This window comes from Pseudomonas sp. Z2-11 (genome assembly GCF_054161305.1).
Map to the genome: position 1 here is coordinate 803,584 of NZ_CP096395.1, position 14,560 is coordinate 818,143.

Consider the following 14,560-nt stretch of genomic DNA (forward strand, 5'->3'; position numbering starts at 1 on the left):
GCGGCTACCTGTTGAGGAAGTCCCGCGTTTGCGGGACCTGATCAATGGACTGCCGTTGTTCGTCAGGGTTCTATTTTTTTCACATCGCCCTGGGCCGCGTCACTCGGTCGACCAGATAAACCAGCCCGTGGTAATCAATCGCACCGTGTTGCGTAAGACCGATCTCACAGGTCCGGCTGGTGGAGATTCCTTCGCTGCAATGCTCTACCGCGCCCTTCAGCGTGCGCAACGAGTGGGCGTTCAGTTCCGGCGTGGTGAAGCCTTTGTCCCCGGCAAACCCGCAGCAATGGATGCCTTCCGGGATGACCACGTTTTTGCTGCACCTGCGCGCCAGATCGATCAACGCCTGGCTCTCGCCAAGGTGCTGCGTGCTGCAGGTGACGTGCACCGCAATGGGCGCCTCTTGAGGCGTGAAGTCGAGGCGATCCATCAGGTGCGTGCGAATGAAACGCACCGGGTCGTACAGGTCCAGGCGTACGTCACCCAAGTCTTGAACCAGGCGCAGGGTACATGGGCTGGTATCGCAATAGATCGGGTCGAGCCCGCCGCGGCTGGCGTGCAGCAGCGCGCCGATCAGTTCCTGGCGCTTGTGCTCGGCCTGTTCGGCGTAGCCTTTGGATGCAAAGGGTTGGCCGCAGCAGAGGCTGTCTACGTTGTCCGGGAAAACGACTTGGTAACCGGCTTTTTCCAGCAGCCCGCGGGTCTTGTCGTGCAACGACGTCTGTTCTTTGTCCCCTGCCGCCGGGCCCATGACCCGCGACACGCAGGCCGCCAGATAAACCACCCTCGGTCGTTCGTCCGACACGCTGGGGCTGAACCGAATCGCCCTTTCCGGCTGCGGCATGGCGTTGGTCCACTGCGGGACCTGTCCTTTGGACAGCCGCGTCAGCCCGGCGGACAAGCGTGCCAGGCGCGGCGCTCCCAACATCATCCGCGCACCGTTGGCGACGTGCAGGGTAAAGCGCGCCCCTTGCAGCGCAGTGGCGAAATTGCCGGCAAGCCAATCGGCGGTTTTCGTACGCGTCGCGGTACGGCTGCGGAGTTTTTTCACCAGCTCGCCAGTATTGATGCCTACAGGGCAGCGTTGAGCGCACAGCCCGGTGGCGGCACAGGTATCGATGCCCTGGTATTGGTAGGCCGTTTCCAGCTCGGAGGTATCGATACCGGCGCGCTTTTTCGCTTGAATGTCGCGCCAGATCACGATGCGCTGGCGCGGGCTCAAGGTCAGGTCCTTGGAGGGACACACCGGCTCGCAGAAGCCGCACTCGATGCACTTGTCGACTATTTCATCGGCCGCCGGCAATGGCTTGAGGTGCTTGAGGTGGATCTGCGGGTCCTCGCTGAGCACCACGTCCGGGTTGAGGATGCCGTTGGGGTCGAGCAAGCGCTTGAGCTGCCACATCAATTGATACGCGTCAGTGCCCCATTCCAGCTCGACGAACGGTGCCATGTTGCGGCCGGTGCCGTGTTCGGCTTTCAGCGAGCCGCCGAATTCAACCGCCACCAGTTGCGCTACGTCATCCATGAACGCCTGGTAGCGTGCGACTTCTTCAGTGCTGTTGAAGCCTTGGGTGAAGACAAAGTGCAGATTGCCTTCCAGTGCGTGTCCGAAAAGGATCGCTTCGTCGTAGTGATGTTTGTCGAACAGGGCGATCAGGCGATTCACGCCAGCGGCCAGTTGCTCGACCGGGAAGGTCACGTCTTCGATGATGACCGTGGTTCCGGTCTTGCGTACCGCGCCCACCGCTGGGAAGGTGTCTTTGCGGATGGCCCACAGGCGGGCGTTTTCTCGCGGGTCCTCGGTGAAGTCGACTTGCCTTTCCACCGGGAAAGCCGTCAGAGAAGCCATGATCCGGGTCAGTTGTTCCTGTAGTAACGATGACGAAGCGGCGCGGGATTCGATCAGCAACGCGCAGGCATTGCTCGACAGGTGCTGTACGAAATCCGGCATGCCCGGCTTGTCCTGCACCGAGCGCAGGCTGCGGCGGTCCAGCAGTTCCACGGCTGAAACCGGCTGGCTTTTCAGTACGGTCACGGCGTTGCAGCAGGTCTCCACATCTGGAAACACGATCAGTGCCGAGGCTTTGTTCGGGTGGTCGATGACGGTGTTGTAGGTCACCGCGCTGATGAATCCCAAGGTGCCTTCAGAGCCCACCAGCAGATGGCTGAGGATATCCACCGGCTCGTCGAAATCCACCAGGGCATTGAGCGACAGGCCGGTGGTATTTTTCAGACGGTACTTGTGGCGAATTCGGGCGGCGAGCTCCGTGTTGGCGCGGGTCTCGCGACCAAGGGTTGCCAGTCGCTCCAGCAGTTCGCCGTGGCTCGCCCTGAATGCCGCCACGCTGGCGGCGTCTTCGGTGTCCAGGCGCGTGCCATCGGCGAGTACCAGGCGAATGCCGGCCAGGGTGTGATAGGTGTTCTGCGCTGTGCCGCAGCACATGCCGCTGGCGTTGTTGGCGACGATGCCGCCAATCTTGCAGGCATTGATCGACGCCGGATCCGGGCCGATCTTGCGCCCGAACGGGGCCAGCCAGGCGTTGGCCTGGGCGCCGATCACGCCGGGTTGCAAGCGGATCTGCGTGCCTTGCTCGCGAATTTCCCGGCCGTTCCAGTTGTCCCCGAGCACAATCAGCACTGAGTCGCTGATGGCTTGGCCGGACAGGCTGGTGCCGGCCGCACGGAAGGTCACCGGAACCCGGTCGCGCTGGGCCAGTTGCAGCAGGGCGATGACTTCGTCTTCGCTTTCGACGCGTACCACCAGTTTCGGAATCAGCCGATAGAAGCTCGCATCGGTGCCGAAGGCCAGGGTCGACAACGGGTCGTCGAAGCGTCGTTTTTGCGGGATCAGTTGGTGTACGTCGCGCAGGAAAGGGGCCGGAAGCGTCATTGGTCCTCCAGAATCAGCACCACCAGGTCCTTTGGACCATGGGCGCCGTAGGCCAGGACCTGCTCAATGTCGGCGGTCTTTGACGGGCCCGACACCAACAGGGCGTTGGTCGGCATGCCTTGGGCCCATTCGAATTCCTGTTGCACTTCATAGAAGTTGTCACGGATTTCGCTGGCCTTGAGCAAGGCGAAGTGCACCGGCGGGACGAGGCTCATCAGGCGCGGTTCTTCCCGCGTCGGCCAGAGAATCAGGCTGCCGGTCGCGGCGATGGCTCCGAGGGTGCCGGTCAGGCTGGCAGGCGTATCGTTGAACAGCTCGGCTTTCCATTCCTCCACCGGCCGATCGTAGGCCTTGAGCGCAGGAAGCCCCGGATTGTTCGCCCAGAACTGTACGATTTTTTGCCCGTGGGGCGTCGTCGGTGCGATCAGCAGGCTCGGCAGTTGTCGGTCGCGCAGCAGTTGCGCCAGCAGCGTCGGCCAGGCTTCGCCGGACGTCAGGTGAATTTCGGTGTGCACCGCTTCCATCAGCTTGCGCAGTTGTGGGATTCGCTCCTCGGGCGCGTAGCGGTAGGTCTGTGTCACCAGTTCGACGTCGTAGTTGTCGGCAACGGGCGTGGTGCCGGTCAGGCTTTTACGCAGCTTGGCGAGGATATTTTCCTTGGCGCTCATCGGCGGTCTCCCTGCGGGGTCAGGTGGTCGCGGGCCAGGTCGTGCAACGAGCGGGCGGCGGGTTTCGGGGCGCTGTGGTTCTGGGTCCAGGGGCCGACATTCTGCGGTGTCAGGCCGCGCAGGCGCGTGGCGAGGAAAGCGAACAGCCGGTACAGCCGTGGCGAGCTGTTGAGCCGGGCCCAGGCATTCCAGATGAAGCGCTCCTTGGCTGAATACTTGCTGCCCTGGCCGCGCATGACCGGGTTGGGGCTGTCCGGCGCCTTGACGTTTTCTTCTCGCAGCCGTCGCAGCAGGGCTGGGATCGGAATCTTCACCGGACACACTTCGCCGCAGGCACCGCACAGCGAAGACGCGCTCGGGTGATCCGGCACCTTGGCCAGGCCGACCATGTGCGGCGTGATGATTTTTCCGATAGGTCCCGGGTAAACCTCGCCGTAGGCATGACCACCAATTCGCGTGTAGACCGGGCAATGGTTCATACAGGCGCCGCAGCGAATGCAGTTCAGGGTCTGGCGCAGCTCACTGTCGGCAAACGCCTGGCTGCGACCGTTGTCGAGCAGGACCAGGTGAACTTCCTGCGGCCCGTCCAGTTCGTTTGCCTTGCGCGGGCCGGAGATCATGTTGACGTAGGTGGTGATCGGCTGGCCCAGCGCCGAGCGGGTCAGCAGCGAGAGCAGCGGCACGACGTCCCGCAGGTTCTCCACGACTTTTTCAATGCCGGTCACGGCAATGTGCACCGGCGGCACCGTGGTCGACATCCGCCCGTTGCCTTCGTTTTCCACCAGCAGCAGCGTGCCGGTTTCGGCGACGGCGAAGTTGACACCGGAAACGCCGACGTCGGCTTCGAAAAATTTCTGCCGCAAGACCTTGCGACCGATCTGAATGAGTTGGTCGACGTCCTTGGTGTACTCCACGCCAAGTTTGTCGTGGAACAAGGACGCGACCTGACCGGCATTCTTGTGGATTGCCGGCATGATTATGTGTGAAGGCTTCTCGTGGTCGAGCTGGACGATGTATTCCCCCATATCGGATTCGAGACATTCAATGTCCCGAGCCTCGAGGAAATGGTTCATCTCCATCTCTTCGCTGACCATCGATTTGCCCTTGATCACTTGCCGCGCCTCGTGAGCGCGGATGATCGACAGGACGATGCCATTGGCCTCGTCCACCGTTTCCGCCCAGTGCACATTCACACCGTTGCGGGTCAGGTTTGCTTCAAGTTGCTCGAGCAGGTCGGGCAGCTTGGATAACGCGCGGGCGCGGACAGCATTGCCCAGCACCCGCAGGTGTTCTCTTTCGTGGGCATCGCTGAAGGACGTTGCCCGTTTTGTCATCAGCGAATCCATCGCAGTGCGAAAGTTGTTTCGCAGTTGCGTGTCGTCCAGCGCCTTGTGGGCGCGGGCGCGAAAATCTTCCTGCACTGTAACGGTAGGAATCAGCGTCGGCGTGCTCATGCGGCACCTCCGGTTCGCTGCCAGAGGAAGCTCGCCAGATGCTGGCCGCGTAGCGCTTCGCGCTGTTTTTCCAGCGCCCCGTTGATGTTCATCAGGCAACCGCAGTCGGCGCTGACTACCTGATGCGCGCCGGATTCCTTCAGCGCGCGGGTCTTGTCGGCCACCATCGCGCCGGAAATATCCGGCATGCGAACGCTGAACGTCCCACCAAAACCGCAGCATTCACTTTCGTGACTGTGGTCGACCCGCTCCACGTTGCGCAGCTGTGCCAACAACGCACGGCCATGCAGGTGCGTATTCATTTCCCGTCGTGCCGAGCAGGACGTATGCAGCGCGACCTTTACCGGCGCGCCACCGTCGTTCAATTGCACCTTGCACACAAACAGCAGGAACTCGGCCAGCTCATAGGTCCTGGCCGCCAGGGCCTGGACCTGCTTGAGCATTTGCGGTTCGTCCTTGAACAGGTCGGCGTAATGTTCACGCAGCATGCCGGCACACGAGCCCGACGGCACGACCACCGGATAATCCCCGGCAAACAGGGCCAGTTGCGCCCGCGCCACCGTCCGCGCCTGCTCGGTATATCCCGAGGTGTAGGCCGGTTGCCCGCAGCACGTCTGGCCTTGCGGGTAGTCGACCTGGATGCCTTCGCGCTCAAGCAGATGAATCGCGTCCATCCCGGCTTCGGGGTAGAACAGATCCACCACGCAGGTTCCGAACAGATAGACCCGTCGGGGTTTCTCGCTGGGATACTGGCGCGGCTCAGGCAATGGCGGGGCGACTCGGGTCGCGTTCGGCACGGCGTTGTAAAAAAGCTCGCTCATCAGGCGTGTCTCCGGGTGGTCCCGGTTATCCGTCTGCTGAGGCTGCTGAATATAGAGAGGAAATCTTTCAGCAGCCTTGCAGACCCGGTGGTGAATAGCGGACGCCGAATCACGTTTCAGCGTCGGGTTTTTTAATGTTTCGTGTAGTACTCAGTGAACCAGCATGCCGGTGAACCAGTAGGCCTGGGCCAACGTGATCAAGCCGACGATCGTTGCAAAGAATAGGCTGTGTTTCAGGGTGAAACGGAACAGATCCGATTCCTTGCCCACCAGGCCGGTTGCCGCGCAGGCTACGGCGATCGATTGCGGCGAAATCATTTTGCCGGTGACGCCGCCACTGGTATTGGCTGCCACGAGCAATGTGTCGTTGACACCGATCTGGTGCGCGGTTGTCGCTTGCAGCGAGCCGAACAGCGCATTGGACGAGGTATCGGAGCCGGTCAGGAACACGCCCAGCCAACCGAGGAATGGCGAGAAGAACGGGAACGCGGCGCCAGTTCCGGCCAATACCAGGGCCATGGTTGATGACATGCCCGAGAAGTTGGTGACGAAGGCGAACGCCAGCACCATGCCGATGGACAGGATAGGCCAGCGCAGTTCGTAGAAGGTCTCCTTCAAAGTGGTAAGACCAGTTCTGAAGTTGATCTTCAAGACGATCATCGAGATGAGTGCCGAGAAGAAAATCGCCGTGCCGGTGGCCGAAATCGGATCGAGCTTGAACACCGCCGGAATCGCCGTGGGGTTGATCACGATAGGGGCGACCTTGATGACCAGTTGATCCAGGTGCGGGATCGCGAAGTTGAATACCCAGCCATACATCGAGCCACCGGCGGCGAACATCGCCTTGAAGGGCTTCAGGGTCCAGATGGTCACCAGCACGGTCAGGATCAGGAACGGTGACCAGGCCTTGATGATTTCCCCCAGGCTGTAGGGCGAAGCCACGGTGCTGCGCGGCTGGCCGAAACCGCCGACGCTGGCGGTGATCGCTGCGCTGGAGGTTGCACCGGCAATCTGGGCGCCGGCGGTACGCTTGGGCTGCCAGATTTTCAGGAACAGCGTCAGGGATACCAGGCTGGCCAGGGCCGACGTGATGTCCGGCAGTTCCGGGCCGATGAAGTTCGAAGTGAAATACTGGGTGATGGCGAAACTCAAGCCCGCCACCAGGGCGGCCGGCCAGGTTTCCCGCACACCGCGCAGCCCATCCATCATGAACACCAGCCAGAACGGCACGAACAGCGACAACAGCGGCAGCTGCCTGCCGGTCATGGCGCCGATTTTGAAAGCGTCGATCCCGGTGACCTGGCCCGCAACGATAATCGGAATGCCCAGTGCGCCGAAGGCTACCGGAGCGGTGTTGGCGATCAGGCACAGGCCGGCGGCGTAGAGCGGGTTGAAACCCAGGCCGACCAGCAGCGCGGCGGTAATCGCGACGGGAGCGCCGAAACCGGCGGCACCTTCCAGGAATGCGCCGAAGCAGAAGCCGATCAGCAACACTTGCAGGCGTTGGTCATCGGTAATCGACAGCACCGAGCTGCGGATGATTTCGAACTGGCCGCTCTTGACGGTCAGTTTGTAGAGAAACACGGCGGCGACGATGATCCAGGCAATCGGCCAAAGACCATAGGCAAAGCCATAGCCGGCGGCGGCAAACGCCATGTCGGCCGGCATCTGGAAAGCGAAGATCGCGACGGCAATCGCCAAGGCCAGGGTGATGCTGCCCGCCACGTGCCCCTTGAGGCGAAACACCGCCAGGGCGAGGAAGAAAAACACGATGGGAATGACGGCCGCGAGTGCGGACAAGCCTAGGCTGCCGAGCGGGCTGTAAAGCTGTTGCCAGGTTTGCATATTGGGTGAGCCCCTAATTGTTGTTGGTCAGGCACTGGTTAGCGGCTTGGATAATTGGTAATACCAATTTACAAGCGCTGTCGGCTAGGGTAAAAGCCTTGGTCGTCGTGTGTCAATTTGCCGCTTTGAAACTTTCGTCGAATAAGCGGTGCAGATGACATCTGATCTGCTGGCATTAATATTTTTTGTTGGGTGTGGACGAGGCCCGGATGGGCCAGAATAGAGAGCCCGGCGAGCCGTCGGGGACCGTGGAGAATCGAGTTATGGGGTTTGATCAGATTCGTCAGCGCCGTTTGTCTGACGATATTGTCGAGCGGCTTGAAGGCATGATCCTCGAGGGCACGTTGAAGTCCGGCGAGCGATTGCCGGCCGAACGGACCCTGGCCGAGCAGTTCGGTGTGTCACGCCCTTCGTTGCGTGAGGCGATCCAGAAGCTGACGGCCAAGGGTTTGCTGATCAGTCGTCAGGGCGGCGGCAACTATGTGGTGGAGTCGCTGGGCTCGACGTTCAGTGATCCGCTGCTGCAGCTCCTGGAAAGCAATCCCGAAGCACAGCGTGACCTATTGGAGTTCCGGCATACCTTGGAGGCGTCCTGCGCTTATTACGCAGCACTGCGGGCTACCGAGGTCGATCGCGAGCGGCTGACAGCGGCGTTCGATGAGTTGCAGGATTGTTACTCGCGTCACGAAGAGGTGAGTCGGGCGGAGGAGGGCGCGGCGGATGCGCGCTTTCATCTGGCGATCGCCGAGGCCAGTCATAACGCGGTTTTGCTGCACACCATTCGCGGCTTGTTCGATCTGCTCAAGCGCAACGTGGTGACCAATATCGGCGGCATGTACAAACAGCGCAGCGAGACCCGCGACATGCTGATCAGTCAGCATCGGGAGTTGTATCAAGCCATCATGGATGGTCACGCCGAGTTGGCGCGGGAGGTTTCCAGCCGACATATCCTGTATGTGCAGGAGGTGCTGGAAGAGGTGCGTCAGGAAGTGCAGCGGGTTGCCCGGGCGGAGCGGCGCAAGGGGATGTAGCCGGCGGTTTTTGGTGCTTCTGTGGGAGCGAGCCTGCTCGCGAAGCGGCCTATCCGACCCTTGACGCCGGATATGTCTCCGTCATCGCGAGCAGGCTCGCTCCCACAAGGGATCTTCCGAGGCTCTAATCTTCCTTGCCCTTGTTACGCACCGCGCGCTGCAACTCGCGCCCGGCATCGCGTTCGCGCTCGGTGTCGCGCTTGTCGTATTCCTTCTTGCCCTTGCCCAGTGCAATTTCGCACTTGATCAAATGCTTGCTCCAGTACAGCGAGGTACAGACGCAGGCATAACCCTTCTGCTGCACGGAGGCGAAGAGCTTCTCCAGCTCCCGCTTGTTGAGCAGCAGTTTGCGCGAGCGCACAGGATCGGCAATGACGTGGGTGCTGGCGGTGGTCAGCGGCGTGATGTGGCTGCCCAGCAGCCAGGCTTCGCCGTCCTTGAGCAGGACGTAACTGTCGACCAGTTGCGCCTTGCCGGCACGCAAGCTTTTTACTTCCCAGCCGGCCAGGACCATGCCAGCCTCGAAACGCTGTTCGATGAAGTAATCGTGTCGCGCCTTTTTGTTTTGCGCGATGGTCCCTGTGGGGTGTTTCTTCTGTTTAGCCATAGGGGCGGCATTATAGGCAGTTGCGTGCGTGTCGGCTACGGTGAAGCACCATGCTTGAGCAGGTTGAATGAATCCCGGACAATGCGGCCTCTTTTTTGAACGCTTGGGCGTGATCACGATGTCGACAGACAAGGTTTCTGTCCACGGCAGTTGGGCTAGCCGCTGGGTCTTCATATTCGCTGCCACCGGTTCGGCCGTGGGGCTGGGTAGTATCTGGAAGTTTCCGTACATGGTCGGCGTCTACGGCGGCGGTGCCTTCGTATTGATGTTCCTGGCATGCATCGCCCTGATCGGTGCGCCGGTCATGTTGGCCGAAACACTGATCGGTCGTCGCGCCCGGCAAAGCCCGGCCAATGCCTTGAAGGTGCTGGCGACGGAGGCGGGCCATTCGGCCAGGTGGTCGTGGGGCGCGTTCGCCGGAATGGTCACGGCACTGTTGATTCTTTCTTTCTACAGTGTGGTTGGCGGCTGGTCCCTGGATTACATCATCGATATGGGCCGGGGAGATTTCCAGGGGGCGACGCCCGATCAGGTCGGCGCCTACTTCGGCAATGTGATCGCCGACCCCTGGAGGCTGACACTTTGGCATACGCTTTTCATGGTGCTCTCTGCCGTAGTGATCGCCCGAGGCGTGGTCGCCGGGCTTGAGCGCAGCCTGCGGATCATGATGCCGCTGCTGTTCGTGATGATCCTGGTGCTGCTGGGCTACAGCATGACCACCGGACATTTCATGGAGGGCGTGCATTTCATGTTCGACTTCCAGCCGGAGAAGGTCTTGGACGGGCTGCTGCCGGCCATGGGGCATGCGTTTTTCTCCCTCAGCGTTGGGGTCGGCTCGATCATGATCTACGGCGCCTACATGCCCAAGAACGCCTCGCTGACCAGGACTGTCTTCGGCGTTGCGTTGCTGGATACCTTTGTATCGTTGCTCGCTGGGGTAGCGTTGTTCCCGATTGTCTTCGCCGCAGGCCTGAATCCCAGTGAAGGGCCGGGGCTGATGTTCGTCAGCCTGCCTTTCGCCTTCGGCAGCATGCCGTTCGGCCAGGTAATGGGCGTGGTGTTTTTTGTCCTGGTGGCAGTCGCTGCCTGGAGCTCGGCCATTTCCTTGCTCGAACCGATGGTCGCTTACCTGGTTGAACGAACCCGCCTGAGCCGCGCCTGGGTCACTTTCTGGCTGGCCTTCACCTGCTGGTTCGTGGGATTGGGTACGGTGTTTTCCTTCAATATATGGAAGCAGGCAAAGTTTTTCGTGAACGAAGGCGGTCTGTTTCACCTCTATCAGTGGGGAGCGACCGGAGGGCTGGATTTCTTCGGAGTGATTGATTTCTTCACGTCGCGGATCATGCTGCCTTTGGGTGGATTGTGTTTCGTGGTGTTTGCAGGGTGGATCATGGGGCGTGACGCGGTGCGTGATGAACTGTCGCTGCGCAGCCCGGTGGTGTTCGCCTTGAGTCTGTTCTTGATGCGCTATGTGGCGCCCATCGGCATCCTGGTAGTGTTTGCCGCCCAGCTGTGGAAGTGACGCTTACATGACGACACATATTCAACGCTCGGCCTTGCTGCCCTACCCGGCGCAGGCGCTGTACGACTTGGTCAACGATGTGGCGAGTTATCCGGAGTTCTTGCCCTGGTGCTCGTCCGCCGAGGTACTTGAAAGCTCCGAAACCCACATGCGCGCCAGTCTCAATGTGGCCAAGGGCGGATTGAGCCAGCACTTTGTCACGCGTAACACCTTGGTGCCGGGGCAGTCGATCGAAATGAACCTCGAAGAGGGACCGTTCAATCAGCTCCATGGTGTCTGGGTGTTCAAGCCGCTCGGGGAAAAGGCCTGCAAGATCAGTCTGGATCTGTCGTTCGACTACGCGGGGCCAATCGTGCGGGCGACCTTGGGGCCGCTGTTCAACCAGGCGGCCAATACGTTGGTCGATGCGTTCTGCCAACGCGCGAAGCAGAACGCCGAGCTCAAGCGTTGATCGAAATTGAAGTGGTGCATGCCAGCGTCGACCGCCAGGTCTTGCGCACATGTTTAGTGCCCGAAGGTACCAGTGTTCGCGCTGCGCTGTTGGCGTCGGGTATTGCCGAGGATTTTCCGGAGCTGGACTTGAGCGCGTGTCCGATCGGTATTTTTGGCAAGGTGGTCGCCGTTCCGGATCAGCAAGCGGTGCAAGCTTGTGATCGGCTCGAAATTTATCGACCGTTGCTGGCTGATCCGAAAGAAATTCGTCGTCTGCGAGCGGCCAAGGCTGCCCAGGCACGTCAGGCGGATCAGTAAGCAACGCCTAATTACAGGCAATAAAAAACCCGGCATCCCGGGTTTTTTGTTGTCGCAATTTATTGCGGCGAGGTGTCCAGAGGCTCGGGCGTCGGGACAGGTACGGTCTCGACGTTGTCCACATCCTTCTGGATCTGATCCAACAACGAACCTGGCTTGGCCGGTTTTTCCGGTTTCGGCTGTTCGGCATTCTGGGTCGGGTCGGTGACGGTCGTACCGCTGTCCTTGCCCATGATGGCCTCATCGCGGCTCACACCAGGCATGAAATCACCCGACAGGCTGACAAGTTGGTCATTGGCATTGAAGATAACGCTGATGCGTTCCTGTTGCCGTTCACCACCGCCTGGCTGCAGGCTGTACAGGTAATCCCAGCGATCGGCATGGAACGTGTCGGTCAGCAGGGGGTTGCCCATGATAAACCGTACTTGCCGACGGGTCATTCCCGGGCGTAACTGGTCTATCATGTCCTGCGTGACGACATTGCCCTGCTGGATGTCGATTTTGTAAACCCCGGGGAATGAACAACCGGCGAGTGCGAGCAGTCCCACGAAGGTGAAACTGGTTAGCAAGAGCTTGGTGTTTTGCATCGGTGGGCGACTTCCACTATCTTGGCTGGGACAACGTAAACGCCGATCATACCCGCATTAAGAGAAGCTGCGAAGCAGCATCGCGAGAAAGCTGACCATGGTTGAAAATAGCGAACTACGCAAAGCCGGCCTCAAAGTGACCCTGCCAAGGGTCAAGATTCTGCAAATGCTCGATTCCGCCGAGCAACGCCACATGAGTGCCGAAGACGTCTACAAGGCGCTCATGGAAGCTGGCGAGGACGTCGGTCTGGCCACGGTTTACCGTGTATTGACCCAATTCGAGGCGGCGGGACTGGTGGCTCGTCATAATTTTGATGGCGGTCATGCTGTCTTCGAATTGGCGGACGGGGAGCACCATGACCACATGGTGGATGTAGAGACTCGCGAGGTAATCGAGTTCGTCAGTCCTGAAATCGAAAAGCTGCAAAAGGCGATTGCTGACGAGTATGGCTTCGATTTGATCGATCACCATCTCGTCTTGCATGTCCGCAAGCGCAAGTAAGTTCGTCACGTAGGCGAAAGCCCGCAAAACGAAAGAAGGCGACCCTCGGGTCGCCTTCTTGCTTTACAGCGCTTTCAGCTTTTTGCCGCAACCACCATTTTTTTGGCATGGGCCAGGGATTCCTTGGTCAGGTCGATGCCTCCCAGCATCCGTGCCACTTCTTCCACGCGCTCGTTCTTGTCGAGCTTGGAGACGGCGGTGCGAGTCGCGTCTTCGCCACGCACCTTGTGCACGAACAAATGCTGATGGCCTTGGGCTGCGACCTGAGGCAGGTGAGTCACCGTCAATACCTGCCCGCGCTCACCCAGCCTGCGCAGCAATTGACCGACGATCTCCGCTGTCGGGCCGCCAATGCCCACGTCGACTTCGTCGAAGACCAATGTCGGTACACGGGATGTCTGCGCCGTGATGACCTGGATGGCCAGGCTGATGCGCGACAACTCACCGCCGGACGCCACTTTTGCCAGCGCCTTGAGCGGTTGCCCGGGGTTGGCACTGACCAGTAGCTCCACTTGTTCCAAGCCATTGGGTTGAAGCTCGTCGCCGGCGTTGGGGCGCAGTTCGATGGTAAATCGGCCGCCTGGCATGCCAAGGCGCTGGATTTCCTGCTCCACGGCACCGGCCAGGCCGGTGGCGGCCTTGCGGCGCAGTTCGCTGAGTTCCCTGGCCTTTTCCTGGTAATGCCGCGCGTAGGAAGCCAGCTCATCTGCGAGTCGCTCGATGGATTCGTCGTTGGCGTTCAGGGTCTCCAGTTCCTCCAGCAGCCGTTGCTGCAGTTCGACGACTTCGGTTGGCTGGACGCGGTGCTTGCGTGCAAGCGTATAGATAGTGTCCAGGCGTTCTTCCAGGTATTGCAGGCGCGCGGGGTCGGCATCGAAATGATCCAGGAACCGGTTCAGTTCCCCGACGGCTTCCTCGACCTGGATCTGTGCGCTGGTCAGCAGGTTGCTGGCCTCGCTCAGGGCGCCTACCGAATTGCTGACGCTGGAGAGCCGGTTCAGGCTCGCCGTCAATGCGCTGAGCACATTGCCCGAGTCGCTTTCGCTGCATTGTTCGACTACCTGGCGGCAGACGCCCAGCAGTGCTTCGGCGTTGGTCAGGTTCTTGTGTTCCTGTTCCAGCTCCTCCAGTTCGTTTTCACCCAGGGCCAGGTTCTCCAGCTCTTCGAGCTGGTAGCTCAAGAGTTGGTGGCGGGCGCGTTGCTCGTCGCCGGAATTGGCTAGTCGGTCCAGCTCCTGCCGGGTCTGGCGCCAGCGTTGAGCTGCCAGGTGAACCTGACGGGCCAGGTCGGTGGCTCCGGCGTATTCGTCGAGCAGGCGGCGATGGGTATCGGTCTTGAGCAGGGACTGGTGTTCATGCTGGCTGTGAATATCGATCAGCAGTTCGCCGAGTGCTTTCAGATCACCCAGTGGGCAAGGGGCGCCATTGATATAGCCTCGGGAGCGGCCTTCGGCGGTGATGACCCGGCGCAGGATGCACAGGCTGTCGGTGTCCAGGTCCCGTTCGGCCAGCCATGCGCTGGCTTCGGGAATGTCGACCAGGTCGAAAGTTGCCAGGATGTCGGCCTTGTCTGCGCCGGGGCGCACCACGCCGCTGTCGGCACGATCACCCAGGGTCAGCCCGAGGGCATCGAGCATGATCGATTTGCCAGCGCCGGTTTCGCCGGTAATCACGCTCATGCCCCGGTCGAGTTCGAGGTCGAGATGTTCGACGATGGCGTAGTTGTGTACGGACAGGTGCACCAGCATAAGGCCGCTCCCAGGCATTAGGTCTGGTTATTTATACAGTGTTTTGTCGCGAACTGACAATGCCTGGTCTTAGCTCGATTTGCTTGGATTGCGTGGTTTTTTAGCGCGGCTGGGAATGATATGCAGCTGTTTTTT

13 protein-coding genes are annotated in these 14,560 nt (G+C 60.4%); 5 read left to right on the forward strand and 8 right to left on the reverse strand.

The features are described 5' to 3' along the window. Window positions 1-79: 79 nt before the first annotated feature. From M1E16_RS03470 to M1E16_RS03490, 5 genes are all read right to left on the reverse strand, one after another. Entirely contained in the window at window positions 80-2,890 is a 2,811-nt protein-coding gene (locus M1E16_RS03470; RefSeq protein ID WP_458129221.1) for an FAD-binding and (Fe-S)-binding domain-containing protein, read from the reverse strand. Next, complete coding sequence (locus tag M1E16_RS03475) at window positions 2,887-3,558, reverse strand: LutC/YkgG family protein (protein ID WP_434653721.1); 672 nt, start codon at window positions 3,556-3,558, stop codon at window positions 2,887-2,889. The genes M1E16_RS03470 and M1E16_RS03475 overlap by 4 nt, the downstream gene beginning before the upstream one ends. Then, the gene (locus M1E16_RS03480) at window positions 3,555-5,012 is read right to left on the reverse strand and encodes a LutB/LldF family L-lactate oxidation iron-sulfur protein (protein ID WP_458129222.1); all 1,458 of its coding nucleotides are present in this window, start codon (window positions 5,010-5,012) and stop codon (window positions 3,555-3,557) included. The genes M1E16_RS03475 and M1E16_RS03480 overlap by 4 nt, the downstream gene beginning before the upstream one ends. After that, window positions 5,009-5,833, reverse strand: coding sequence for a (Fe-S)-binding protein (locus tag M1E16_RS03485; protein WP_458129223.1), 825 nt, complete (start codon window positions 5,831-5,833; stop codon window positions 5,009-5,011). Before M1E16_RS03485 ends, M1E16_RS03480 begins: the two co-directional genes overlap by 4 nt. A gap of 150 nt (window positions 5,834-5,983) precedes the next feature. Further along, complete coding sequence (locus M1E16_RS03490; protein WP_458129224.1) at window positions 5,984-7,678, reverse strand: lactate permease LctP family transporter; 1,695 nt, start codon at window positions 7,676-7,678, stop codon at window positions 5,984-5,986. A gap of 263 nt (window positions 7,679-7,941) precedes the next feature. Here M1E16_RS03490 and M1E16_RS03495 point away from each other — a divergent pair, with 263 nt between their 5' ends. Beyond that, the gene (locus M1E16_RS03495; RefSeq protein WP_434653717.1) at window positions 7,942-8,709 is read left to right on the forward strand and encodes a GntR family transcriptional regulator; all 768 of its coding nucleotides are present in this window, start codon (window positions 7,942-7,944) and stop codon (window positions 8,707-8,709) included. Window positions 8,710-8,833: 124 nt separating this feature from the next. Here the strand turns inward: M1E16_RS03495 and smpB are convergent, their stop codons facing one another. Continuing rightward, a complete protein-coding gene (gene smpB, locus M1E16_RS03500; protein WP_030139770.1) occupies window positions 8,834-9,316 on the reverse strand; it encodes an SsrA-binding protein SmpB in 483 nt (160 codons plus the stop codon). Between the two features lie 118 nt (window positions 9,317-9,434). Here smpB and M1E16_RS03505 point away from each other — a divergent pair, with 118 nt between their 5' ends. Genes M1E16_RS03505 through M1E16_RS03515 form a run of 3 tightly spaced genes read left to right on the forward strand, consistent with a single transcriptional unit; the run spans window position 9,435 to window position 11,588 of the window. After that, window positions 9,435-10,838 carry a sodium-dependent transporter gene (locus M1E16_RS03505; RefSeq protein ID WP_458129225.1) on the forward strand — a complete coding sequence of 468 codons (1,404 nt, stop codon included), beginning with the start codon at window positions 9,435-9,437 and terminating at the stop codon, window positions 10,836-10,838. 7 nt (window positions 10,839-10,845) lie between these two features. Beyond that, window positions 10,846-11,289, forward strand: a complete 444-nt coding sequence (locus M1E16_RS03510) for a type II toxin-antitoxin system RatA family toxin (RefSeq protein ID WP_305496926.1) — start codon at window positions 10,846-10,848, stop codon at window positions 11,287-11,289. Further along, window positions 11,286-11,588 (forward strand): RnfH family protein, encoded by a 303-nt coding sequence (locus tag M1E16_RS03515; RefSeq protein ID WP_458129226.1) that lies wholly within the window; start codon window positions 11,286-11,288, stop codon window positions 11,586-11,588. The genes M1E16_RS03510 and M1E16_RS03515 overlap by 4 nt, the downstream gene beginning before the upstream one ends. A 59-nt stretch (window positions 11,589-11,647) precedes the next feature. On the opposite strand, the gene bamE is transcribed toward M1E16_RS03515, so the two are convergent. Then, window positions 11,648-12,175 carry an outer membrane protein assembly factor BamE gene (bamE, locus tag M1E16_RS03520; RefSeq protein WP_305496923.1) on the reverse strand — a complete coding sequence of 176 codons (528 nt, stop codon included), beginning with the start codon at window positions 12,173-12,175 and terminating at the stop codon, window positions 11,648-11,650. Window positions 12,176-12,272: 97 nt separating this feature from the next. On the opposite strand from bamE, the gene fur reads away from it, so the two are divergent. Continuing rightward, window positions 12,273-12,677, forward strand: a complete 405-nt coding sequence (fur, locus tag M1E16_RS03525) for a ferric iron uptake transcriptional regulator (RefSeq protein WP_305496921.1) — start codon at window positions 12,273-12,275, stop codon at window positions 12,675-12,677. Between the two features lie 74 nt (window positions 12,678-12,751). Here the strand turns inward: fur and recN are convergent, their stop codons facing one another. Next, window positions 12,752-14,425, reverse strand: a complete 1,674-nt coding sequence (gene recN, locus M1E16_RS03530; protein WP_458129227.1) for a DNA repair protein RecN — start codon at window positions 14,423-14,425, stop codon at window positions 12,752-12,754. Window positions 14,426-14,560 lie beyond the last annotated feature (135 nt).

Excerpts from the sequence above, each read along its gene's own strand:
- M1E16_RS03510 (WP_305496926.1), top strand. The coding sequence starts at position 10,846 with ATGACGACACATATTCAACGCTCGGCCTTGCTGCCCTACCCGGCGCAG.
- M1E16_RS03470 (WP_458129221.1), bottom strand. The coding sequence starts at position 2,890 with ATGACGCTTCCGGCCCCTTTCCTGCGCGACGTACACCAACTGATCCCG.
- bamE (WP_305496923.1), bottom strand. The coding sequence starts at position 12,175 with ATGCAAAACACCAAGCTCTTGCTAACCAGTTTCACCTTCGTGGGACTG.
- fur (WP_305496921.1), top strand. The coding sequence starts at position 12,273 with ATGGTTGAAAATAGCGAACTACGCAAAGCCGGCCTCAAAGTGACCCTG.
- recN (WP_458129227.1), bottom strand. The coding sequence starts at position 14,425 with ATGCTGGTGCACCTGTCCGTACACAACTACGCCATCGTCGAACATCTC.
- M1E16_RS03475 (WP_434653721.1), bottom strand. The coding sequence starts at position 3,558 with ATGAGCGCCAAGGAAAATATCCTCGCCAAGCTGCGTAAAAGCCTGACC.
- M1E16_RS03490 (WP_458129224.1), bottom strand. The coding sequence starts at position 7,678 with ATGCAAACCTGGCAACAGCTTTACAGCCCGCTCGGCAGCCTAGGCTTG.
- M1E16_RS03485 (WP_458129223.1), bottom strand. The coding sequence starts at position 5,833 with ATGAGCGAGCTTTTTTACAACGCCGTGCCGAACGCGACCCGAGTCGCC.
- M1E16_RS03495 (WP_434653717.1), top strand. The coding sequence starts at position 7,942 with ATGGGGTTTGATCAGATTCGTCAGCGCCGTTTGTCTGACGATATTGTC.
- smpB (WP_030139770.1), bottom strand. The coding sequence starts at position 9,316 with ATGGCTAAACAGAAGAAACACCCCACAGGGACCATCGCGCAAAACAAA.
- M1E16_RS03480 (WP_458129222.1), bottom strand. The coding sequence starts at position 5,012 with ATGAGCACGCCGACGCTGATTCCTACCGTTACAGTGCAGGAAGATTTT.
- M1E16_RS03505 (WP_458129225.1), top strand. The coding sequence starts at position 9,435 with ATGTCGACAGACAAGGTTTCTGTCCACGGCAGTTGGGCTAGCCGCTGG.